The sequence below is a fragment of the Dechloromonas denitrificans genome, from assembly GCF_020510685.1.
Taxonomy (GTDB): Bacteria; Pseudomonadota; Gammaproteobacteria; order Burkholderiales; family Rhodocyclaceae; genus Azonexus; species Azonexus denitrificans_A.
On the sequence record NZ_CP075185.1, the window covers coordinates 696,508 to 717,220 of the forward strand.

Here is a 20,713-nt window from a genome sequence, read left to right on the forward strand (position 1 = left end):
TATTCGCATCAATTGGCGATTTCGGCGCAGGCTAACCCGGCGCAGCCGGTGTTAAGCGCGCAGCGCGGCCGTAGCCAAAACCGTCAGATGATGCGCGGAGGCAAGCTATGAACAAAACCATCCTGATCATGGCCGGCGGGACCGGCGGGCATATTTTTCCGGCCCTTGCCGTCGCCGACAAAATGCGTCAGCGCGGCTGGCGGGTCGTCTGGCTCGGCAATCCCGATGGCATGGAGGCGCGGCTGGTGCCGCAAAGCGGTTTTGAAATGGTCTGGGTCAAGTTCGCCGCGCTGCGCGGCAAGGGCATCCTGCGCAAGCTGTTGCTGCCGCTCAATCTGCTGCGCGGTTTCTGGCAGGCGCAAAAGCTGATCCGCCAGATCGCCCCGGATGTCGTGCTCGGCATGGGCGGCTACATCACCTTTCCCGGCGGCATGATGGCCTCCTTGCTGGGCAAGCCGCTCGTCCTGCACGAACAGAATTCGGTGGCCGGGCTGGCCAATCGCGTGCTGGCCAGTGTTGCCGACCGCATCGCGACCGGTTTCCCGAATGTCCTGGCCAAGGGCGCCTGGCTCGGCAACCCGGTACGTCCGGAAATTGCCGCCATCGCCCCGCCGGCCGAGCGTTTTGCTGAACGCAGCGGCGCCTTGCGCCTGCTCGTCATCGGCGGCAGCCTTGGGGCCCAGGCGCTGAACGAGATGGTTCCCAAGGGCATGGCCCTGCTCGCTGCCGACGAGCAGCCGCAAATCGTCCATCAGGCTGGCGAAAAGCATCTTGAGGCGCTCAAGGCCAATTACGCCGCGGTCGGCGTCCAGGCGCATTGCGTGCCCTTCATCGAAGACATGGCCGGCGCCTATGCCTGGGCCGATCTGGTCATTTGCCGGGCCGGCGCGCTGACCATCGCCGAGCTGGCCGCAGCCGGCGTGGCCAGCATCCTGGTGCCTTTCCCGCATGCGGTCGATGACCACCAGACGGGCAACGCGAAATTCCTGGTCAATGTCGGCGGCGCCTTCCTGCTGCCGCAAGACGAACTGACCCCGGAGAGCATCTCGTTGATCCGCAACTACAGTCGCAGCCAGTTGCTGGAAATGGCTGAAAAGGCCCGCAGTCTGGCCAAGCCCGATGCCACCGAAGAAGTGGCGAATATTTGTGCAGAGAGTGCGAAATGAAACACAAAGTCAAACATATCCACTTCGTCGGCGTCGGCGGTTCGGGCATGAGCGGCATCGCCGAAGTGCTGGCCAACCTGGGCTACACGGTGAGCGGTTCGGACCTGGCGGCGAGCGCCACGACCCGTCGTCTGGAAGGCGAGGGCGTCAAGGTGATGATCGGTCACGCCGCCGAAAACATTCGCGGCGCGCAGGCCGTCGTCGTCTCGACGGCGGTCAAGGCCGACAACCCGGAAGTGGTGGCGGCTCGCGAACTGAATATCCCGGTGGTGCCGCGTGCCCAGATGCTGGCCGAACTGATGCGCCTGAAGCGTGGCATCGCCATCGCCGGTACGCATGGCAAGACGACGACGACCAGTCTGGTCACCAGCATCCTGGCCGAAGGCGGGCTCGATCCGACCTTCGTCATCGGCGGTCGCTTGAATGCGGCCGGCGCCAACGCCCGGCTGGGCAGCGGCGATTTCCTGGTGGCCGAGGCCGACGAGTCCGATGCCTCCTTCCTATTTCTGTCGCCGGTCCTTTCGGTCGTCACCAATATTGACGCCGATCACATGGAAACCTACGGCCACGATTTCGAGCGGCTGAAAGGCGCCTTCGTCGATTTTCTCAGCCGCCTGCCGTTCTACGGCGTTGCCGTGCTCTGCGCTGACGATGCCAACGTCCGGGCCATCATGCCGCAGGTCGCCAAGCAGATCGTTACCTACAGCCTGAGCCCGGGCAGCAACTTTTACGCCGAGAACGTCGTGGCGGCCGACGGCCAGATGCGCTTCGACGTCGTGCGGGTCAATGGTTCGGTCTCGCGGCTGGCGATCACACTCAATCTGCCCGGTTTGCACAATGTCCTGAACGCGCTGGCGGCGATTGCCGTGGCCACCGAGTTGCAGGTGCCGGATGCCTCGATCATCAAGGCGCTGGCCGAGTTCAAGGGGGTCGGGCGGCGCTTCCAGCGCTATGGCGAAGTGGCGCTGCCGGCTGGCGGTTCATTTACGCTGGTCGACGACTACGGTCATCATCCGGTCGAGATGGCGGCGACCCTGGCCGCAGCCCGCGGCGCCTTCCCCGGTCGCCGTCTGGTGCTGGCTTTCCAGCCGCACCGCTACACCCGGACGCGCGACTGCTTCGAGGACTTCGTCAAGGTGCTGTCTACCGTCGACGTGTTGTTGCTGGCTGAAATCTACGCCGCCGGCGAAGCGCCGATCGTCGCCGCCGATGCTCGCTCGCTGGCCCGCGCTCTGCGCGTCGCCGGCAAGGTCGAGCCGGTGTTCGTCGAAGATATCGCGGCCATGCCGCAAACGATTATGGATGTCGCCCGTGACGGCGACGTGGTGTTGACCATGGGTGCCGGTTCGATCGGTGCGGTGCCCGGCAAGGTGGTGGAAGCAAAATGAGCGGTTTCGGTAAAGTTGCAGTCCTCTTCGGCGGAACCTCCGCCGAGCGCGAGGTCTCCCTCAATAGCGGTTCGCGTGTGCTGGCGGCGCTGCAGGGCCAGGGTATCGACGCCCATGCCTTCGATCCGGCCGAGCAGCCGCTCGATGCGCTGAAGGGCTACGACCGCGCCTTCGTCGCGCTGCATGGCCGGCACGGCGAGGACGGCACGATCCAGGGCGCGCTGGAATTGATGCACATTCCCTATACCGGTTCCGGCGTGATGGCGTCGGCGCTGGCCATGGACAAATTCCGCACCAAGCTGCTGTGGCAGGCGGCCGGCCTGCCGATCCCGGAATATGCACTGTTGACCGCCGACTCGGATTTCGCCGAGGTCGAGGAAGAGCTCGGCCTGCCGATTTTTGTCAAGCCAGCCCATGAAGGTTCGTCGATCGGCATCAGCAAGGTCAAGGAACGCGGCGGCCTGCAGCAGGCCTACGCCGAGGCGGCCCGCCACGACCCGCTGGTCATCGCCGAAAAAGGTGTGATGGGTGGTGAATACACGGTCGGCATCATCGGCTGCGGCGCCGACATGGTGGCCTTGCCGATCATCAAGATCGAGCCGGCTACCGACTGGTACGACTACGAAGCCAAGTACAACCGCGACGACACCCGCTATCTGTGCCCGTGCGGCCTGCCCGAAGCCAAAGAAATGGAAATCCGCAAGGGCGCGCTGGAAGCCTTCCGCATCCTCGGTGGGCGCGGTTGGGGACGGGTCGATTTTCTGATGGACGAAGACGGCAAGCATTACTTCCTGGAAGTGAATACGGCACCCGGCATGACCGACCACTCGCTGGTCCCGATGGCAGCGCGGGTGGCTGGCATGGAGTATCCGGCGCTGGTCCGCCGCGTGCTCGAACTGGCGGCCAACGACTGAGACGATGAATGTGGAACAAACCGCACCTGCTCAACGCCATTGCCGACCTGCTAATGCTGGTCGCCGCGGCTGCGCTGCTGGCCGCCGCCGCGGTCTGGCTGGCGCGGGTGCCGTCGCTGCCGGTGCGCCAGGTGGTGTTTGCCGAGCCGCTGCAGCACACGCGCCGGCAGGAAGTGGAGCAGGCCTTGCCGGGCGCCCTGCAAGGCAATTTCTTCAGCCTGAATCTGGAGACGGTGCGCGGCGCGCTGGAAAAGCTGCCCTGGGTGCGTCAGGTCGAAGTACGGCGGATCTGGCCGGCGCAACTGGAAGTGAAGGTCGAGGAACATCGTCCGCTGGCGCGCTGGGGCGACGGGCGCGGCGAACTGGTCAACAGCTACGGCGAGGTCTTTGCCGCGATGGCGGCCACCGAGGAAGCGGCGGCGTTGCCGCTGCTGTTCGGGCCGCAGGGCACGGCGCCCGAGGTGTTGACGCGTTATGGCGAGTTTGTCGGCCGCTTCAGCGCGGTGCACGAAAGACCGGTGCAGTTGTTGTTGTCGCCACGACTGGCCTGGCAGTTGAAGCTGGAGAGCGGCATGCTCGTGGATATGGGGCGGGAGCAGCCGAAATCGCCGGTCGGCGTGCGGTTGCAGCGTTTTATCGAGGTTTATCCGGAAATGGTCGCCAACCGGGCGAACCGGCCGGTCGTGGTGGATTTGCGGTATCCGAATGGCTTTGCGATGCGAGTCGCAAGCGAGGGGAAGGGGAAGTAAGCATATGAGCAGGGATAACAAGGATCTGGTTGTCGGTCTGGATATCGGGACGTCGAAAATCGTCGCGCTGGTCGCCGAGATCAACCAGGAAGGCCAATTGAACGTCATCGGCATGGGTTCGCAGGATTCGCGCGGCCTGAAAAAGGGCGTCGTGGTGAACATCGAGGAAACGGTGCACACCATCAGCCGGGTCATTCAGGAAGTCGAGCTGATGGCCGACTGCAAGGTCAAGGATGTGTACACCGGGATTGCTGGCAGCCACATCAAGAGCTTCAACTCGAACGGCATGGTGGCGATCAAGGACAAGGAAGTGACGCAGAGCGACGTCGAGCGCGTCATCGAGACCGCCAAGGCGATGCCCATCCCGGCCGATCAGGAAATCCTGCACATCCTCACCCAGGAATTCGTCATCGACGGCCAGGACGGCATCCGCGAGCCGATCGGCATGAGCGGCATGCGTCTCGAAGTGAAGACGCATATCGTTACCGGCGCCATCTCGGCCGCCCAGAACATCGTCAAGTGCGTCCGCCGTTGCGGCCTGGAAGTCAACGACCTGGTGCTCCAGCCGCTGGCTTCGAGCTACGCCGTGCTTTCCGAAGACGAGAAGGATCTTGGCGTTTGCCTGATCGACATCGGCGGCGGCACGACCGACATCGCGGTGTGGACGCAGGGCGCCATCCGCCATACCTCGGTGATTCCGATTGCCGGCGACCAGGTCACCAACGATATCGCCATGGCGCTGCGCACGCCGACCCGCGAAGCCGAGGACATCAAGTGCAAGTACGGCTGCGCGCTGTCGCAACTGGCCGATGTCTCGGACAGTCTCGATGTCGCCGGGGTGGACGACCGGCCGAGCCGCAAGTTGAGCCGCCGGGCGCTGGCCGATGTGATCCAGCCGCGCGTCGAAGAGCTTTACGAGTTGATCCAGAACGAACTGCGCCGGGCCGGCTTCGAGGAAGTGCTGTCGTCGGGCATCGTCCTGACCGGCGGGGCCAGCGTCATGCCGGGCATGGTCGAGCTGGGCGAGGAAATTTTTCATATGCCGGTCCGGCTCGGCAACCCGAAATACACCGGCAGTCTGGCCGATGTCGTGCAGAGCCCGCATTTTTCGGCGGCCTACGGCCTGCTGCTCGAGGCCCAGGCGCAGCGCAAGCGGGGCCAGAAGATCCAGGAAAAGCAGGGCTTCATGGATGTCTTCGAAGGCATGAAGTCGTGGTTTGCCAAGAATTTTTGATTTGTTTTTGACCAGTTTTTTCAGAGGAGGTAGTTATGTTTGAAATTATCGAGAAAGACGAGGAATCCGGCACCATCATCAAGGTGTTCGGAGTTGGTGGGGCCGGTGGCAATGCCATCGAGCACATGATCCACGAAGGCGTGAACGGCGTTGAGTTCATTGCCGCCAATACCGATGCCCAGGCGCTCAGCCGCAATGCCGCCCCGAGCAAGCTGTCGCTCGGCAAGACCGGCCTCGGTGCCGGCGCCAAACCGGAAAAGGGTCAGGAAGCTGCCCAGGCGCATCGCGACGACATCCGCGCGACGCTGCAAGGCGCCCATATGGCCTTCATCACCGCCGGTATGGGCGGCGGTACGGGGACCGGCGCGGCACCGGTGGTCGCCGAGATCGCCCGCGAAATGGGCATCCTGACCGTCGGCGTGGTGACCAAGCCGTTCAGTTTCGAAGGCAACAAGCGGATGAAGGCGGCCGAAGCCGGCATCGCCGAATTCGCCAAGCACGTCGATTCGCTGATCGTCATCCTCAATGACAAGCTGATGGAAGTCATGGGCGACGATGCCGATGTCGACGATTGTTTCAAGGCGGCTGACGATGTGCTGAAAAACGCCGTCGGCGGCATTGCCGAAATCATTACCTACCCGGGCCTGGTCAACGTCGACTTCGAAGACGTCCGCACGGTGATGGGTGAAATGGGCCGCGCCATGATGGGTTCGGCCGCTGCCGCCGGGGTCGACCGGGCGCGCATCGCCGCCGAGCAGGCCGTTGCCTCGCCGCTGCTGGAAGGCGTCAACCTGTCCGGCGCCAAGGGCGTGCTGGTCAATATCACCGCCTCGAAGGGCGGCCTCAAGATGAAGGAAGTCAATGAAGTGATGAATACCGTCAAGGCCTTCGCGGCCGACGACGCACACATCATCTTCGGTGCGGTGTACGACGAACTGATGGGCGATGCGCTGCGCGTCACCGTCGTCGCCACCGGTCTCGGCCAGGCTGCCGCTGCGCGCGGCCGCCAGACCTTCGAAGTGATCAACACGCCGGTCGTCCAGGCGCAGGCCACCGGTACGCACGATGCCATCGGCTTCTCCAGCGGCCCGGCGATCGACTACAACCAGATCGCCGACGTTCCGGCTGTCGTGCGCAAGCGCAATGTGACAGTCGAAGCGCTGGCCAACAGCGGTGTCGACCGTTACGACATTCCGGCTTTCCTGCGCAAGCAGGCGGATTGATGTAACAAAAACTCTCTCTGAAAAAGGGTGGCGTCACGTTGTGTTACAATGTGACGCCTTCCCCAATCAATCAAGCACTTACATGCTCAAGCAACGTACGCTCAAGACTATTATCCGCGCCTCCGGCGTTGGCCTGCATGGTGGCGTCAAGGTCAATATGGCCCTGCGTCCGGCCGCCCCGGATACCGGTATCGTCTTTCGTCGCGTCGATTTGCCCGAGCCGCTGGATATACGCGCAGACGCCTTCATGGTCGGCGATACCCGCATGTGCTCCTGTCTGGAAAAGGACGGGGTCAAGGTTGGCACCATCGAGCATCTGATGTCGGCTTTTGCCGGCTTGGGTATCGATAACGCCTGGGTCGATCTGGATGCGCCGGAAGTGCCCATCCTCGATGGCTCGGCTGCACCGTTCGTCTTCCTGATCCAGTCGGCTGGCATCGAAGAACAGAACGCCGCCAAGAAATTCATCCGTGTCACCCATCCCATCGAAGTTCGCGATGGCGACAAGTGGGCGCGTTTCGAGCCCTATGACGGTTATCGTCTGGCTTTCTCCATCGTTTTCAATCATCCGGCCATCGACAAGTCGGCGCAAAAAGCCGAAATCGATTTCGCCGAGCAGTCCTACACCCGCGAAGTGGCGCGGGCCCGCACCTTCGGTTTTATGCAGGAAGTCGAATACCTGCGGGAAAACGGCCTGGCCCTCGGTGGCGGTCTGGAAAACGCGATCGTTCTCGACGAATTCCGTGTCCTCAACCAGGACGGCCTGCGTTACGGCGACGAGTTCGTCAAACACAAGATTCTCGACGCCATCGGCGACCTCTATCTGCTCGGTCACCCGCTGCTTGCCGCCTATTCGTCGCACAAGGGCGGCCATGCGCTGAACAATCAACTGGCCCGCGAACTGCTCGAACACCAGGAATCCTGGGAGCTGGTCACCTTCGAAAAAGCTGAGCGCGCCCCGGCCGGCGTTACCCGCTGGCTCAACCAGCCGGCCTAAACGGCGATGTGGCTGCTGCGTCTGCTGGCAGTCATCCTCATTCTGGCCATCGGTGCCGGTTTTCTGGTCTATGCCCTGAGCGGCAACCGCTGGTATCTGGCGCTCTCCTGGCGACTTCTTCGCTACGGAATTGTCTTTGCGCTGATCATTTTTGCCCTGATGATCATCGAGCGCGTTGCCGTCATTCCCGTATAGCGGCGCGCTTCAACAAGGTGTCGAGGGCGGCACGCAAGGGACCGTTCGGCAGGCTGTCGGTAGTCGCCCGCAACACCAGGCAAGCCGATGCCGAGAGCGGTTTTACGGTTGAACTTGTTGATTGGTAAGGAATTTGCCGGGGTTGAACTTTTACGTCCAGGCCGTTACACTCCGGTCCTCCTTTAGATAACTCGTCGCACAAACGCTGGCCCATCTGGCGAATCTTAGTAGCGACCGCGCCGTTATCGGCGTGGATAACGATTTGTCCCAACTTGTAATTCGCAACGTGAGCTGCGTAGCGCAACCCCGCCGGGGCAATCGCTTCGAAGCGCCGTGAGAGCTTGAGCAACAGCCGTGCATGGACCATCAGCTTGCCGGCGGCAGCATCGCTGTCGAGATATTGCTCTGGTCCTTTGTACATAGGAGGTTCCGTGCAGATTATTCTGGTTTCGCGCCATTTGAAGGCGGCACGAACAATCACCATTATGCCTCGTCACGTGCTGATGGTGTTTGCCGCTTTTTTCATTCTGGTCTTGTCGTCATCGGCCCTGATCTCTTGGCTGTCTGTCCATTTCCGTTTGCCGATCGTTGAAAACCTGATGCTTTCCCTGCAGCAGCAGGAATCCAGGAAGGTCCATGACTATCTGAGCAACAATCTCCAATTGATGGCAACCCGCCTCGGCGAATTGCAGGCCAAGGTTTTGCAACTCGACAGCCTGGGTGAGCGCCTGTCCGGACTGGCTGGCGATAAGCCGCCGACGCCGGCGGCGAAAGCGAAGGATGCCCAGGGCGGCCCATTTTTGCCCGCCCCGCTGAGTACCGAAGCATTGCAGCAGGAAATCAACCGGCTGGCCGCTGTCGTCGAGACCAAGACCGACGAGTTGAGTTTCCTTGAAGCCCGCCTGCTCGAAAAACGAGTGAAGGATCGCCTGTTGCCGACCACGCTGCCGGTCAAGGACGCTTTTTTCGGCTCCCCGTTCGGCTACCGGCAAGATCCGATCGCCGGCTTGCGGGCGATGCACGAAGGGATCGATTTCATTGCCCCTCCCGGTACGCCGATCGTCGCCGCGGCCGACGGGGTGATCGTTTCCGCCGAATACCATCCGGAGTTCGGCAACATGGTCGACATCGATCACGGCGCCGGCCTGACTTCCCGCTATGCCCACATGTCGCGCCTTGACGTCGAGACCGGCCGGATGGTCAAGGGGGGCGAGCGGATCGGCGCACTCGGCAATACCGGCCGGTCGACCGGTCCGCATCTGCATTTCGAAGTACGGATGCTCGGCGTTGCCCAGAATCCGGCCCTGTTTCTGAAGCAGGGGCAGGAATTTGCGCAAATCAAACATCGCTAGGGTGCTTGGCTCAATGCCTTGATTTAGGTCGTCGTCGTCGTATCGGGGCGGCATGCTAGAATCCCGCCTTTGCCGCACCCTGCGCCCACCTACTCGATCGCGATGATTTCCGGCCTACTCAAAAAGATTTTCGGCAGCCGCAACGACCGGCTGATCAAACAATATTCCCAGACCATCAAGCGCATCAATGCCCTTGAGCCAGCGCTCCAGGGACTGACCGACGAACAGCTGCGCGCCAAGACGGACGAGTTCCGCCAGCGCCACGCCAACGGCGAGTCGCTCGACGATCTGTTGCCCGAAGCTTTTGCGGTCGTCCGCGAAGCCGGCAAGCGCGAACTGGGCATGCGCCATTTCGACATGCAGCTGGTTGGCGGCATGGTCCTGCATTACGGCAAGATCGCCGAAATGCGGACCGGCGAGGGCAAAACCCTGGTCGCCACGCTACCGGCCTACCTCAATGCCATTTCCGGCAAGGGCGTGCATGTTATTACGGTCAACGACTACCTGGCCAGCCGCGACGCGGAATGGATGGGGCGTCTGCATCGCTTCCTCGGTCTCTCGGTTGGCGTCAATCTGTCGCAGATGGACCATGAGGCGAAGCAGGCCGCCTACGCCGCCGACATCACCTATGGCACCAACAACGAATTCGGCTTCGACTACCTGCGCGACAACATGGTCTACACGGCCGGCGAGCGCGTCCAGCGCAGCCTGAATTACGCGATCGTCGATGAAGTGGACTCGATCCTGATCGACGAGGCGCGGACGCCGCTGATCATTTCCGGTCAGGCCGAAGACCACACCGATCTTTACGTCCGGATGAAGGACGTCGTTCCCCATCTGACGCGCGCCGCCGAAGAAAATGGCGAGGGTGGCTACTGGGTCGACGAGAAGGGCCATCAGGTCCACCTTTCCGAATCCGGTTACGAACATGCCGAGCAACTGCTCGCCGAGCATGGTCTGCTCAAGGAAGGCAGCGGTCTCTACGATGCCGCCAATATTTCCCTGCTGCACCATCTGAACGCCGCCCTGCGTGCCCTGACGCTGTTCCAGAAGGATCAGCAGTACGTCGTGCAGAACGGCGAAGTGGTCATCGTCGACGAGTTCACCGGCCGCCTGATGGCCGGGCGCCGCTGGTCCGACGGTCTGCACCAGGCGGTCGAAGCCAAGGAGGGCGTGCAGATCCAGGCAGAGAACCAGACGCTGGCCTCGATCACCTTCCAGAACTATTTCCGCATGTACGGCAAGCTGTCCGGTATGACCGGCACGGCCGATACCGAAGCCTACGAATTCCAGCAGATCTACGGCCTGGAAACCGTCGTCATCCCGACCCATCGGCCGATGGTCCGCAAGGACATGAACGATCTGGTCTTCAAGACGGCCGACGAAAAGCACACGGCGATCATTGCCGACATCAAGGATTGCGCCAAGCGCGGTCAGCCGGTGCTGGTCGGAACGACCTCGATCGAAGCCTCGGAACTGCTGTCCGGGCTGCTCGACAAGGAAAAGCTGTCGCACTCGGTACTCAATGCCAAGCAGCATGCCCGCGAAGCCGAAATCGTCATCGAAGCCGGTCGGCCGGGGCAGATCACCATCGCCACCAACATGGCTGGTCGCGGTACCGACATCGTGCTCGGCGGCAGCATCGAAAAAGCCACGTCGGCGATCAAGCATGACGAGTCGCTGCCGGAAGCCGAGCGCGAGGCGAAGATCGCCGCGCTGCGCGAAGAGTGGCAGAAGCTGCACAACCAGGTGCTGGAAGCCGGCGGCCTGCATATCATCGGTTCCGAACGGCACGAGTCGCGCCGTATCGACAACCAGTTGCGCGGTCGCGCCGGGCGCCAGGGCGATGCCGGTTCCTCGCGCTTCTACCTGTCGCTCGACGATCCCTTGTTGCGCATCTTCGCCGGCGAACGCCTGCGCTCGATCATGGACAAGTTGAAAATGCCGGAAGGCGAGGCGATCGAGCATCCGCTCGTCACCCGCTCGCTGGAATCGGCGCAGCGCAAGGTGGAAGCCCGCAACTTCGACATCCGCAAGCAACTGCTCGAGTATGACGACGTTTCCAACGACCAGCGCAAGGTGATCTACCAGCAGCGCAACGAGTTGCTGGAATCCGACGATATTTCGGAAACCATCACCGCCATGCGGCACGGTGTTATCGCCGAGATCTTCCGTCTTTATGTGCCGGCCGATTCGGTCGAGGAGCAGTGGGACATGGAAGGCCTGGAGCGGGCGTTGCACGCCGACCTGCAGATCGCTGCCCCGGTCGCCCAGTGGTTCAAGGATGAGCCGACGTTGTCCGACGAGGAAATTCTTGCCCGCATCATCCAGGGGGCCGACGAAGCCTATTCGGCCAAGGTCGAGATGGTCGGCGCCGAAAGCTTCCATCAGTTCGAGCGCAATGTGATGCTGCAGAGCCTCGACGCCAGCTGGCGCGAACACCTGTCGGCGCTTGATCACCTGCGCCAGGGTATCCATCTGCGCGGTTACGCCCAGAAGAATCCGAAGCAGGAGTACAAGCGCGAAGCCTTCGAACTGTTCGAGGGCCTGCTTGACCGTGTCCGCAAGGAAGTCACCCGCATCGTCTTCACCGTGCAGATCCGGACCCAGGAAGACGTCGAGGAAACCGCGCCGCATGCCGATGTGCAGAACGTCCAGTATCAGCACGCCGGTTATGACGAGGCGCTGGGCGGTCCGGATGACGGAGAAGCGCAGCAGCCGGCCAACGCCGGGCCGAAGATCGGACGCAACGATCCCTGCCCATGCGGTAGCGGCAAGAAATACAAGCAGTGCCACGGAAAACTGTCCTGATCCCCCAAGGCACCCACGCGGTGCCTTGATGCTTTTGGAGCAATGAAATGCCTGTCAATTACGCCACCCCTGCCGCCGATCAGCTTTTTCCGGTCGCTGGCGTCCGCCTCGGTGTCGCCGAGGCCGAAATCCGCAAAAAAAATCGCCGTGACCTGACGCTGGTCGCGCTCGATGCCGGCTGCACGGTGGCTGGCGTGTTCACGCTGAACCGTTTTTGCGCCGCGCCGGTGCAGCTGTGCCGCAACCATCTGGCCGGCGGCCAGGAAATCCGGGCGCTGGTCATCAATACCGGTATCGCCAATGCCGGAACCGGCGAGCCTGGCCGGCAGGCGGCGCAAGCGACCTGCGAGGCGGTCGGCGCCCTGTGCGGCATCGCCGCCGAGCAGGTGCTGCCGTTCTCGACCGGGGTGATTCTCGAAGCATTGCCGGTCGACCGCATCAAGGCCGGCCTGCCGGCCGCCCAGGCCGATCTGAAGGCCGACAACTGGCACGCCGCGGCACACGGCATCATGACCACCGACACCGTGGCCAAGGCCGCTTCGCGCCGGCTCGTGGTCGGCGGCAAGACGGTCACCATCACCGGCATTTCGAAGGGCGCCGGGATGATCAAGCCGAACATGGCGACTATGCTCGGTTTCCTCGCGACCGATGCCGGCATTGCCCAGCCGCTGCTCGACAGTCTGGTCAAGGAAGCCGCCGATTCTTCGTTCAATTGCATCACCGTCGATGGCGACACCTCGACCAACGATTCCTGGGTGATGATCGCCAGCGGCCAGTCTGGCGCCCGCTTTGCCAGCCCGAGCGATGCCGGCTGGGCCGAAGTCAAGGCTGCCATCATCGCGGTTTCGGTCGAACTGGCTCAGGCCATCGTCCGCGACGGCGAGGGCGCCACCAAGTTCATCACCGTTGCCGTCGAAGGCGGCAAGGACGTTGAGGAATGCCGCAAGGTCGGCTACGCCATCGGTCATTCGCCGCTGGTCAAGACCGCCTTCTTCGCCTCCGATCCGAATCTCGGGCGCATTCTGGCGGCCATCGGCTATGCCGGCATTGCCGATCTCGATGTCGATGGTGTCAAGGTCTGGCTCGACGACGTGCTGGTCGCCGAGAACGGCGGCCGGGCCGCGGCCTACGTCGAAGAGGACGGGGCGCGGGTGATGGCCCAGGCCGAAATCACGGTACGCGTCGATCTCGGACGCGGCGCGGCCCGGGCGACTGTTTATACCTGCGACTTCTCCTACGACTACGTGAAGATCAACGCCGACTACCGCAGCTGATGACCGACATCCGCCGCGACCTGGCCAGGAATACCCTGGCCATTTTCTTCATCCTCGGGCTGATCGGCCTGTCGTTGTGGGTGTTGCGGCCGTTTCTCGCGGCCACGGTGTGGGCGACGATGATCGTCGTCGCCACCTGGCCGTTGTTTCTTGGCCTGGAAGCGCGCCTGCGCGGGCGCCGGGCGCCGGCCGTCGCGCTAATGACGCTGGCCATGCTGCTGCTATTGGTGCTCCCGCTGTGGCTGGCCATCGATACCATTTTCGATCATTCCGAGCAGCTGGCCGCAGCCTTCCGCAATGTCGCCACCAACGGCCTGCCCTTGCCACCCGACTGGGTAGCCGGCCTGCCACTGGTTGGCGGAAAGCTGGCGGTCGTCTGGACGCAACTGGTGAGCGACGGTTCTGCCGGCCTGGTTGCCAAGGTCGCGCCCTACGCCGCCGATACCGGCAAGTGGATGCTCACTCAGGTCGGCGGCCTGGGCGGCATGTTGCTGCAGTTTCTGCTGGTCGTGACCATCGCCGCGATTCTGTATTCCGGCGGTGAGAGCGGAGCCCGGATGGCTCGCCGTTTCGGCCGGCGACTGGCCGGCGAGCGGGGCGAGAACTCGATCATTTTGGCCGGTCAGGCGATTCGCGGCGTGGCCCTCGGCGTCGGCGTCACCGCCATCGTCCAGACGGTGCTCGGCGGCATCGGCCTGGCGATTGCCGGAGTGCCCTTCGCCTCGCTGCTCTCGGCGGTCATGCTGATGCTGTGCATTGCCCAGATCGGTCCCAGCCTGATCCTCTTCCCGGCCGTCGGCTGGATGTACTGGATGGGCGACACCGGCTGGGCGACTTTCCTGCTCGTCTGGAGCGTCGTGGTGGCGACTCTCGACAACTTCCTGCGGCCGATGCTGATCAAGAAAGGCGCCGACCTGCCCTTGCTGCTGATTTTCGCCGGGGTCATCGGCGGCATGCTGGGCTTCGGCCTGATCGGTATTTTTGTCGGGCCGGTCGTGCTGGCCGTGACCTACACGCTGATGCTGGCGTGGATCGAGGACGCCCTGGGCAAGGACGAAGTGCCGGTCCTAGAGGCGGCGCAGCCGGAGCATCCGGAACCACCCGCCGGCTAGGGCCGGTTGATCGTCTTCGAGCGCCAGTTGCGGCGTTGCGACGAGCAGGTCTTCGAAGACGACATCGAGCCGGGTCGCCACCCGGCGCAGTACCGGGTTAATCAGGCGGCGGAGCAGCGCCGGCTGGCCGCGCCGGAGGAACTTGTCGAACACCAGCACCTGCCCGCCCGGCCGAACGACGCGGGCAATCTCGGCCAAGCAGTCGGCGGGCTCCGGCACGACGGCCAGGATCAGATGCAGTACCGCCATGTCGAAAGCGCCAGCGGCGAACGGCAGGCGCTGGGCATCGCCCTGTACCGGCTGGAAATCGACTTGTCCGGCCCGTGGCAGAGCACGGCCCAGCATTCCTCGGTTGAGGTCGATCCCGACGTAGTGGTGTTGCGGCGGCAGGTGGGGCAGGTCGAGACCGGTGCCGACGCCGGCCAGCAACACGCGCCCGGCTTCGGGGCTCAATGCGGCCAGGCTGCGCCGGCGAGCGGCCAGCGTGGCACCGGCAATCGCCCGGTCGTAGAACGGCGCGATCAGCGTGTAGCTGTGCTTCAGGCTCAATGCAGAACGCGCGGCATGGCCAGCGTGAATTCGGGAATCTCGGCTTCGAAATGCGTGCCGTCCTCGGCCACCATCTGGTAGGTGCCTTTCATCGTGCCAACCGGGGTGGTCAGCGACGAGCCGCTGGTGTACTGGAAACTCTCGCCCGGCTTGAGCAGCGGCTGCTTGCCGACGACGCCGAGGCCGCGGACTTCCTGCACTTCGTCGTGGGCGTCGGTGATGATCCAGTGGCGCGAAACCAGCTGGGCCGGCACTTCGCCGATGTTCTTGATGGTCACGGTGTAGGCGAACAGGTAACGGTTGTCGTCCGGATCGGACTGGTCGGGAATGAATTGCGCTACCGGTTGGACTTCGATGCAGTATTTGTTGGAGTCGGGCATGGGATAATTTCGTCTATCTTTTCTTGATTAGGGAAGCGTCATGTCAGCCAGAGATTTCATCATCGCACCGAGCCTGCTTTCCGCCAACTTCGCCAAACTCGGCGAAGAGGTAGCCAACGTCATCGCCTCGGGCGCCGACTGGATTCACTTCGACGTGATGGACAACCATTATGTTCCCAATTTGACGATCGGGCCGCTGGTTTGCGAGGCGATTCGGCCGTGCACCAGTGCGCCGATCGACGTCCATCTGATGGTCAAGCCGGTCGACCGCATCATTCCCGATTTTGCCAAGGCCGGGGCCAACATCATCACCTTCCACCCGGAAGCTTCGGAGCACGTCGACCGCAGCCTGTCGCTGATCCGCGATGCCGGCTGCCAGGCCGGCCTGGTTTTCAACCCGGCGACGCCGCTCGACTATATGGAGTACGTCCTCGACAAGGTCGACGTGATCCTGCTGATGAGCGTCAATCCCGGTTTCGGCGGGCAGAAATTCATCCCCGGCACGCTGGCCAAGGCCAAACAGGCGCGCGCCCGGCTCGATGCCTATGAGCAGCAAAGCGGCCGGCGTATTCGCCTGGAGATCGACGGCGGCGTCAATGTCGGCAACATCGCCGAGATCGCCCGGGCCGGCGTCGATGCCTTCGTCGCCGGTTCGGCCGTCTATGGCGCCGGCAAGGACAGCGACCCGCAGCGTTACAACTCAATCATTGCGGCGCTACGCGCCGAGTTGCTAGCCGTTAGTCGCTAGTCGTTAGCAAAACTCTTGCCGCTGCAACGCTAACCACTACTCATAACTAATGACTGGCAACTAGATATGTACTTCCAATCCGTTACCTTCGACCTCGATGGCACCTTGCTCGACACCATTGCCGATCTGGCCGAGGCCTGCCGGCTGATGCTCGCCGAGACCGGCGAGTTGCCGCGCAGCCAGGCCGAGGTGCACAGCTTCGTCGGCAAGGGCATGGCTGTGCTGGTCGAACGCTGCCTGACGCACGACCAGCCGCCGTCGGCCGAACGGTTGCAGGCCGCGATCGAGTCCTTCAGGCGCCACTATGCCGAGGTCAACGGCCGCTTGACGCAGATCTACCCGGGCGTCCTCGACGGCCTCAAGGCATGGCAGGCGAGTGGCCTGAAAATGGGCGTCGTCACCAACAAGCCGGGGATGTTCACCGAAGCCCTGCTCGACCGCATGGGTCTGACCGGTTATTTCGACGTCATCGTCTCCGGCGATACCACCGCCCACAAGAAGCCGCATCCGGAGCCGATCCTGCATGCCTGCCGGCTGTTCAATGTGCGGCCGGACCGCAACCTGCATATCGGCGACTCGAAGAACGACATCCACGCCGCCCATGCCGCCGGCTGCCAGGCCTATGCCGTACCCTACGGCTACAACGAGGGCGAGCCGGTGGACAGTGCCGATTGCGATGCGCTAGTATCCGATCTGCTTGCCGCCTACCGGCAAGCGCTCACTTTCAAAGACCTCCACAAAAAATGACTCCTTTGCGTATCTGGAACGAATGGCACGGTTGGCGTCGCTGGCGCCCCTGATCTCCCTTCGCGCGCCCTTGCGGCGCAATGCACCAGTACGCAACACCCCTGTCATTTTCGAGGTTCCCCATGACTGAAACAGAATTCAACGCGCTTGCCGCGCAAGGCTACAACCGTATCCCCGTTACGCTGGAAACGTTTGCCGATCTCGACACGCCGCTCTCGATCTATCTGAAACTGGCCAACGGCCCTTACACCTACCTGCTCGAATCGGTGCAGGGCGGCGAACGGTTCGGCCGCTATTCGATCATCGGCCTGGCCTCGTCGACGCGCATCGTCGTCACCGGCCACCAGGTGCTGGTCCTGACCGGCAACCGCATCGCCGAGCGTGAGGACGACACCAATCCGCTCGACTTCATCGGCAAGTTCATGCAGCGCTTCCGCGCCGCGCCGCAGTCCGGCCTGCCGCGTTTCTGCGGCGGCCTGGTCGGCTGCTTCGGCTACGACACCGTGCGCTACGTCGAAACCCGGCTGACCCGCACCAACAAGCCGGACGACATCGGCACGCCGGATATCGGCCTGCTGCTCTCCGAAGAAATCGCCGTCGTCGACAACCTGTCCGGCAAGCTGACCCTGATCGTCTATGCCGAACCCGGCTTCCCGGCTGCCTATCAGAAAGCCAGGGCGCGCTTGAAGGAACTGCTTGCCAAGCTGCGCCTGCCGGTGAATATCCCCACCGAGCAGCCGGTCCATTCCGAGGCGGCGGTCTCGGTCGTCGGCGAAGCGGCCTTCAAGAAGGCCGTGCTCAAGGCCAAGCAGTACATCACCGAAGGCGACATCATGCAGGTCGTCCTCTCGCAACGGATGACCAAGCCTTTCCTGGCCAGCCCGCTGGCGCTCTACCGCACGCTGCGCAGCCTGAATCCGTCGCCCTACATGTTCTATTTCGATTTCGAGGACTTCCATGTCGTCGGCGCCTCGCCGGAGATTCTGGTGCGCCTCGAAGGCGACCGCGTCACCGTCCGGCCGATTGCCGGCACGCGCAAGCGCGGCGCCTCGCCGGAAGAGGATGCGGCGCTGGCCGTCGAACTGCTGGCCGACGAGAAGGAGCGGGCCGAGCACACCCAGCTGCTCGACCTCGGGCGCAACGACTGCGGTCGGGTCGCCAAGGTCGGCACGGTCAAGCTGACCGAGAACATGATCGTCGAGCGCTACTCGCACGTCATGCACATCGTCTCGAATGTCGAAGGCAAGCTGCAGCCGGGGCTCGATGCGCTCGACGTGCTGCGCGCCACTTTCCCGGCCGGCACCGTGTCCGGCGCGCCGAAGGTGCGGGCGATGGAAATCATCGACGAACTGGAGCCGGTCAAGCGCGGTATCTACGCTGGTTCGGTCGGTTACCTCGGTTTCAACGGCGACATGGATCTGGCCATCGCCATCCGTACCGCCGTGGTCAAGGACAAGCAGCTGCACGTCCAGGCCGGGGCCGGCATCGTCGCCGATTCCGACCCGAATTCGGAATGGGTGGAAACCCAGAACAAGGCCCGCGCCGTACTGCGTGCCGCCGAACTGGCCGAGCAAGGGCTGGATACGCGCGACTGAGTGCGGCCGGCTAGCCAGCCGGAATCAGGTCGGTGACCGCGCGGTCACCGGCCGGATCGACGAAAGCGGTTCAGCGCCAGCAATTCGACAAGCCCCCAGAGCACCGTGCTGCCGATGGCCAGGGCAGGGTGGGTCAGCGTTTTTCTGATAATCGTCGGCATCATCGCGGTCCTCTCGGAAGTTTGCCGGGTGCCAACAGCGGCCCTGGTCAGCCGGGCGTTGTCATCAAAAATTCATCTTCGCCCACGGGGTGGCTACTAACATAGCAGGCAAATGTTAAGCCCCTGTTGCAGGTTTGTTACCTGCGGGGCTTGGCGATGCCGGCCTCGCGCCAGCCCCATCTCTTCTCATTCAAGGCGATCCGCAAGTGCACGGCGTGGCTCCCTCCGAACTCGTTGAATTGCTCGAACTGGAAGCCATCATGCGCGATGGCAGGGCTCATCTCGAGACGCAGGTAGCCTGCGAGGTGAGCGTCGGGACGCAGAAGTTTCCGGTGCATGTCATCGCCCTCGGTAATCCGGATCCGAGTGTTCCCGTCGTCGGCTTCTTCGGCGGTTTTCACGGCCTCGAACGGATCGGCAGCGCCGTCGTCCTCGCCTATCTGCGCAGCCTGGTCCAGCGTCTGCCCTGGGACAGCGAACTGCATCGCCAGCTTGAAGCGGTCCGCCTGGTCTTCATGCCCATCGTCAATCCGGGCGGCATGTGGCGCGGTACGCGGGCCAATCCGAATGGCGTCGACCTGATGCGCAATTCGCCGCTGGAGGCTAGTGAAGACGTGCCGTTCCTGCTCGGCGGACAGCGCATCAGCGCGCGTTTGCCGTGGTACCGGGGACCGCTGGCCGGACCGATGGAAGTCGAGAATCAGGCGGTCTGCGCCGTCGTGGAAAGGGAGTTCTTCGGCCGCAAGTTCGGCATCGCGCTCGACTGCCATTCCGGCTTCGGCATCAACGATCGCATCTGGTTTCCCTATGCCCATACCGCCCTGCCGATTGCCCATCTGCCCGAGATGCATGCGCTGAAGGGCATCTACGACCAGACGCATCCTCACCATCGTTATGTCTTCGAGCCGCAGAGCCGGCAGTACCTGGCCCATGGCGATCTGTGGGATCACCTCTATCAGCGGGCCTGCGCGCTACCGGGGCTGACTTTTCTGCCGCTGACGCTGGAAATGGGCTCCTGGCTCTGGGTCAAGAAAAATCCGCGGCAGCTGTTTTCGCGCCACGGCATCTTCAATCCGCTGATCGAGCACCGCCAGCAGCGGGTCTTGCGCCGCCATGTTTACTGGCTCGATTTCCTGGCCCGGGCGGCCTGCGGCCACCGGCTGTGGATGCCCGGCGAAGCGCAGCGCGAAGACTATCGGCAGCAAGCGATCAAGCACTGGTACTGGAAAGCCGGGTTGTGAGCACCTGGATCTTGCTGCGCGGGCTGACCCGGGAAAGCCGCCATTGGGGCGATTTCCCCGCACTCCTGCAGCATGAGTGCGCGGCGGCACAGGTTCTGGCGCTTGATCTGCCGGGTAATGGCAGCCTGAACGACCAGCAGAGTCCGACGCAGGTCGCCGACATGGCGCAGAGTTGCCGCAGCCAACTGGGCGAACGCCGGGTTGCCCCGCCCTATTACATCGTCGCCATGTCGCTCGGCGCCATGGTCGCGGTGGATTGGGCGACGCGGCACCCGGACGAAGTCGCCGGCTGCGTGCTGATCAACACCAGCCTGCGGCCGTTCAGCCCGTTTTACCACCGTCTCAAGCCGCGCAATTATTTGCCGCTGATCGATCTGCTGCTGCGCAAACGGGATGCCGAGTATCGCGAAAGGACTGTCCTGCATCTGACCAGCCGCCATGCCGTAGCGCCGGAAAAACTGGCCGAGTTGGCCGGCTATGCGCGGCAAAGCCCGGTTTCCTCGGGCAATGCGCTGCGCCAGTTGCTGGCCGCCGCCCGTTATGCGGCACCGGCCGCCGGGCCGCCAGTGCCGGTGCTGATTCTGAACAGCGCTGAGGACCGTTTGGTCGATCCGCGTTGTTCGCGCCGGCTGGCGGCGCGCTGGCACACAGCCTTTGCCGAACATCCGACGGCCGGCCACGATTTGCCACTCGACGATGCAGCGTGGGTGGCCCGACAGGTCGGAAGTTGGGCGCAGACGCTGGTGCCGTGAGGCGAACCGCCGGATAAAAATCGTTGTTGGCCGGTGAGGCAGGCAAGCATAATGGTTGTCGCGATCACGTACTGCCCTGGGCCGGTACGTCCGAACCCGCAGCGGCAGGCGCTTCTATCCCTCTC

The 20,713-nt window shown here is 63.2% G+C and carries 20 protein-coding genes; 17 read left to right on the forward strand and 3 right to left on the reverse strand.

Annotation, left to right across the window (positions count from 1 at the left end):
* Positions 1-107 precede the first annotated feature (107 nt).
* The 8 genes from murG (at position 108) to KI611_RS03475 (ending at position 7,866) form a co-directional block, all read left to right on the forward strand.
* Entirely contained in the window at positions 108-1,166 is a 1,059-nt protein-coding gene (gene murG / locus KI611_RS03440; protein WP_226418433.1) for an undecaprenyldiphospho-muramoylpentapeptide beta-N-acetylglucosaminyltransferase, read from the forward strand.
* A complete protein-coding gene (gene murC / locus KI611_RS03445) occupies positions 1,163-2,554 on the forward strand; it encodes a UDP-N-acetylmuramate--L-alanine ligase (protein WP_226418434.1) in 1,392 nt (463 codons plus the stop codon). The genes murG and murC overlap by 4 nt, the downstream gene beginning before the upstream one ends.
* A complete protein-coding gene (locus KI611_RS03450) occupies positions 2,551-3,468 on the forward strand; it encodes a D-alanine--D-alanine ligase (protein ID WP_226418435.1) in 918 nt (305 codons plus the stop codon). Before murC ends, KI611_RS03450 begins: the two co-directional genes overlap by 4 nt.
* An 8-nt stretch (positions 3,469-3,476) precedes the next feature.
* Positions 3,477-4,217: a cell division protein FtsQ/DivIB gene (locus tag KI611_RS03455; protein WP_226418436.1), complete on the forward strand. Its 741-nt coding sequence runs from the start codon at positions 3,477-3,479 to the stop codon at positions 4,215-4,217.
* Positions 4,218-4,221: 4 nt separating this feature from the next.
* Positions 4,222-5,451 carry a cell division protein FtsA gene (gene ftsA / locus KI611_RS03460; protein WP_226418437.1) on the forward strand — a complete coding sequence of 410 codons (1,230 nt, stop codon included), beginning with the start codon at positions 4,222-4,224 and terminating at the stop codon, positions 5,449-5,451.
* A gap of 35 nt (positions 5,452-5,486) precedes the next feature.
* Positions 5,487-6,674, forward strand: a complete 1,188-nt coding sequence (gene ftsZ, locus KI611_RS03465; protein ID WP_226418438.1) for a cell division protein FtsZ — start codon at positions 5,487-5,489, stop codon at positions 6,672-6,674.
* An 82-nt stretch (positions 6,675-6,756) separates the two neighbouring features.
* Positions 6,757-7,671 (forward strand): UDP-3-O-acyl-N-acetylglucosamine deacetylase, encoded by a 915-nt coding sequence (lpxC, locus tag KI611_RS03470; protein WP_226418439.1) that lies wholly within the window; start codon positions 6,757-6,759, stop codon positions 7,669-7,671.
* Positions 7,672-7,677: 6 nt separating this feature from the next.
* Positions 7,678-7,866, forward strand: coding sequence for a hypothetical protein (locus tag KI611_RS03475; protein ID WP_226418440.1), 189 nt, complete (start codon positions 7,678-7,680; stop codon positions 7,864-7,866).
* Here the strand turns inward: KI611_RS03475 and KI611_RS03480 are convergent.
* Positions 7,853-8,287: a DciA family protein gene (locus KI611_RS03480; RefSeq protein WP_226418441.1), complete on the reverse strand. Its 435-nt coding sequence runs from the start codon at positions 8,285-8,287 to the stop codon at positions 7,853-7,855. The two genes, KI611_RS03475 and KI611_RS03480, sit on opposite strands and share 14 nt — an antisense overlap.
* Before the next feature lie 10 nt (positions 8,288-8,297).
* Between KI611_RS03480 and KI611_RS03485 the strand changes: the two genes are divergently transcribed.
* The 4 genes from KI611_RS03485 (at position 8,298) to ydiK (ending at position 14,415) form a co-directional block, all read left to right on the forward strand.
* The gene (locus KI611_RS03485; RefSeq protein WP_226418442.1) at positions 8,298-9,218 is read left to right on the forward strand and encodes a M23 family metallopeptidase; all 921 of its coding nucleotides are present in this window, start codon (positions 8,298-8,300) and stop codon (positions 9,216-9,218) included.
* A gap of 102 nt (positions 9,219-9,320) precedes the next feature.
* The gene (gene secA / locus KI611_RS03490) at positions 9,321-12,029 is read left to right on the forward strand and encodes a preprotein translocase subunit SecA (protein WP_226419869.1); all 2,709 of its coding nucleotides are present in this window, start codon (positions 9,321-9,323) and stop codon (positions 12,027-12,029) included.
* Between the two features lie 47 nt (positions 12,030-12,076).
* The gene (gene argJ, locus KI611_RS03495; protein WP_226418443.1) at positions 12,077-13,303 is read left to right on the forward strand and encodes a bifunctional glutamate N-acetyltransferase/amino-acid acetyltransferase ArgJ; all 1,227 of its coding nucleotides are present in this window, start codon (positions 12,077-12,079) and stop codon (positions 13,301-13,303) included.
* Positions 13,303-14,415: an AI-2E family transporter YdiK gene (gene ydiK, locus KI611_RS03500; protein WP_226418444.1), complete on the forward strand. Its 1,113-nt coding sequence runs from the start codon at positions 13,303-13,305 to the stop codon at positions 14,413-14,415. Before argJ ends, ydiK begins: the two co-directional genes overlap by 1 nt.
* On the opposite strand, the gene KI611_RS03505 is transcribed toward ydiK, so the two are convergent.
* Both KI611_RS03505 and apaG read right to left on the reverse strand, forming a co-directional pair.
* Entirely contained in the window at positions 14,371-14,964 is a 594-nt protein-coding gene (locus KI611_RS03505; RefSeq protein WP_226418445.1) for a class I SAM-dependent methyltransferase, read from the reverse strand. The genes ydiK and KI611_RS03505 overlap by 45 nt on opposite strands.
* Entirely contained in the window at positions 14,961-15,344 is a 384-nt protein-coding gene (gene apaG, locus KI611_RS03510; RefSeq protein WP_226418446.1) for a Co2+/Mg2+ efflux protein ApaG, read from the reverse strand. Before apaG ends, KI611_RS03505 begins: the two co-directional genes overlap by 4 nt.
* A gap of 40 nt (positions 15,345-15,384) precedes the next feature.
* Between apaG and rpe the strand changes: the two genes are divergently transcribed.
* The 5 genes from rpe (at position 15,385) to KI611_RS03535 (ending at position 20,588) form a co-directional block, all read left to right on the forward strand.
* The gene (gene rpe / locus KI611_RS03515) at positions 15,385-16,092 is read left to right on the forward strand and encodes a ribulose-phosphate 3-epimerase (protein WP_226418447.1); all 708 of its coding nucleotides are present in this window, start codon (positions 15,385-15,387) and stop codon (positions 16,090-16,092) included.
* A 66-nt stretch (positions 16,093-16,158) separates the two neighbouring features.
* Positions 16,159-16,839, forward strand: a complete 681-nt coding sequence (locus KI611_RS03520) for a phosphoglycolate phosphatase (RefSeq protein ID WP_226418448.1) — start codon at positions 16,159-16,161, stop codon at positions 16,837-16,839.
* Between the two features lie 122 nt (positions 16,840-16,961).
* Positions 16,962-18,434 carry an anthranilate synthase component I gene (gene trpE, locus KI611_RS03525; RefSeq protein ID WP_226418449.1) on the forward strand — a complete coding sequence of 491 codons (1,473 nt, stop codon included), beginning with the start codon at positions 16,962-16,964 and terminating at the stop codon, positions 18,432-18,434.
* Positions 18,435-18,810: 376 nt separating this feature from the next.
* Positions 18,811-19,836 carry a M14 family zinc carboxypeptidase gene (locus KI611_RS03530; protein WP_226418450.1) on the forward strand — a complete coding sequence of 342 codons (1,026 nt, stop codon included), beginning with the start codon at positions 18,811-18,813 and terminating at the stop codon, positions 19,834-19,836.
* A complete protein-coding gene (locus tag KI611_RS03535) occupies positions 19,833-20,588 on the forward strand; it encodes an alpha/beta fold hydrolase (protein WP_226418451.1) in 756 nt (251 codons plus the stop codon). The genes KI611_RS03530 and KI611_RS03535 overlap by 4 nt, the downstream gene beginning before the upstream one ends.
* Positions 20,589-20,713: the final 125 nt, after the last annotated feature.

Bases quoted from the DNA above. Each gene is read 5' to 3' on its own strand.
- murG (WP_226418433.1), top strand. From the start codon at position 108: ATGAACAAAACCATCCTGATCATGGCCGGCGGGACCGGCGGGCATATT.
- KI611_RS03520 (WP_226418448.1), top strand. From the start codon at position 16,159: ATGTACTTCCAATCCGTTACCTTCGACCTCGATGGCACCTTGCTCGAC.
- secA (WP_226419869.1), top strand. From the start codon at position 9,321: ATGATTTCCGGCCTACTCAAAAAGATTTTCGGCAGCCGCAACGACCGG.
- KI611_RS03455 (WP_226418436.1), top strand. From the start codon at position 3,477: ATGTGGAACAAACCGCACCTGCTCAACGCCATTGCCGACCTGCTAATG.
- KI611_RS03480 (WP_226418441.1), bottom strand. From the start codon at position 8,287: ATGTACAAAGGACCAGAGCAATATCTCGACAGCGATGCTGCCGCCGGC.
- KI611_RS03450 (WP_226418435.1), top strand. From the start codon at position 2,551: ATGAGCGGTTTCGGTAAAGTTGCAGTCCTCTTCGGCGGAACCTCCGCC.
- rpe (WP_226418447.1), top strand. From the start codon at position 15,385: ATGTCAGCCAGAGATTTCATCATCGCACCGAGCCTGCTTTCCGCCAAC.
- lpxC (WP_226418439.1), top strand. From the start codon at position 6,757: ATGCTCAAGCAACGTACGCTCAAGACTATTATCCGCGCCTCCGGCGTT.
- argJ (WP_226418443.1), top strand. From the start codon at position 12,077: ATGCCTGTCAATTACGCCACCCCTGCCGCCGATCAGCTTTTTCCGGTC.
- trpE (WP_226418449.1), top strand. From the start codon at position 16,962: ATGACTGAAACAGAATTCAACGCGCTTGCCGCGCAAGGCTACAACCGT.
- murC (WP_226418434.1), top strand. From the start codon at position 1,163: ATGAAACACAAAGTCAAACATATCCACTTCGTCGGCGTCGGCGGTTCG.
- ftsZ (WP_226418438.1), top strand. From the start codon at position 5,487: ATGTTTGAAATTATCGAGAAAGACGAGGAATCCGGCACCATCATCAAG.
- ydiK (WP_226418444.1), top strand. From the start codon at position 13,303: ATGACCGACATCCGCCGCGACCTGGCCAGGAATACCCTGGCCATTTTC.
- apaG (WP_226418446.1), bottom strand. From the start codon at position 15,344: ATGCCCGACTCCAACAAATACTGCATCGAAGTCCAACCGGTAGCGCAA.
- ftsA (WP_226418437.1), top strand. From the start codon at position 4,222: ATGAGCAGGGATAACAAGGATCTGGTTGTCGGTCTGGATATCGGGACG.
- KI611_RS03475 (WP_226418440.1), top strand. From the start codon at position 7,678: ATGTGGCTGCTGCGTCTGCTGGCAGTCATCCTCATTCTGGCCATCGGT.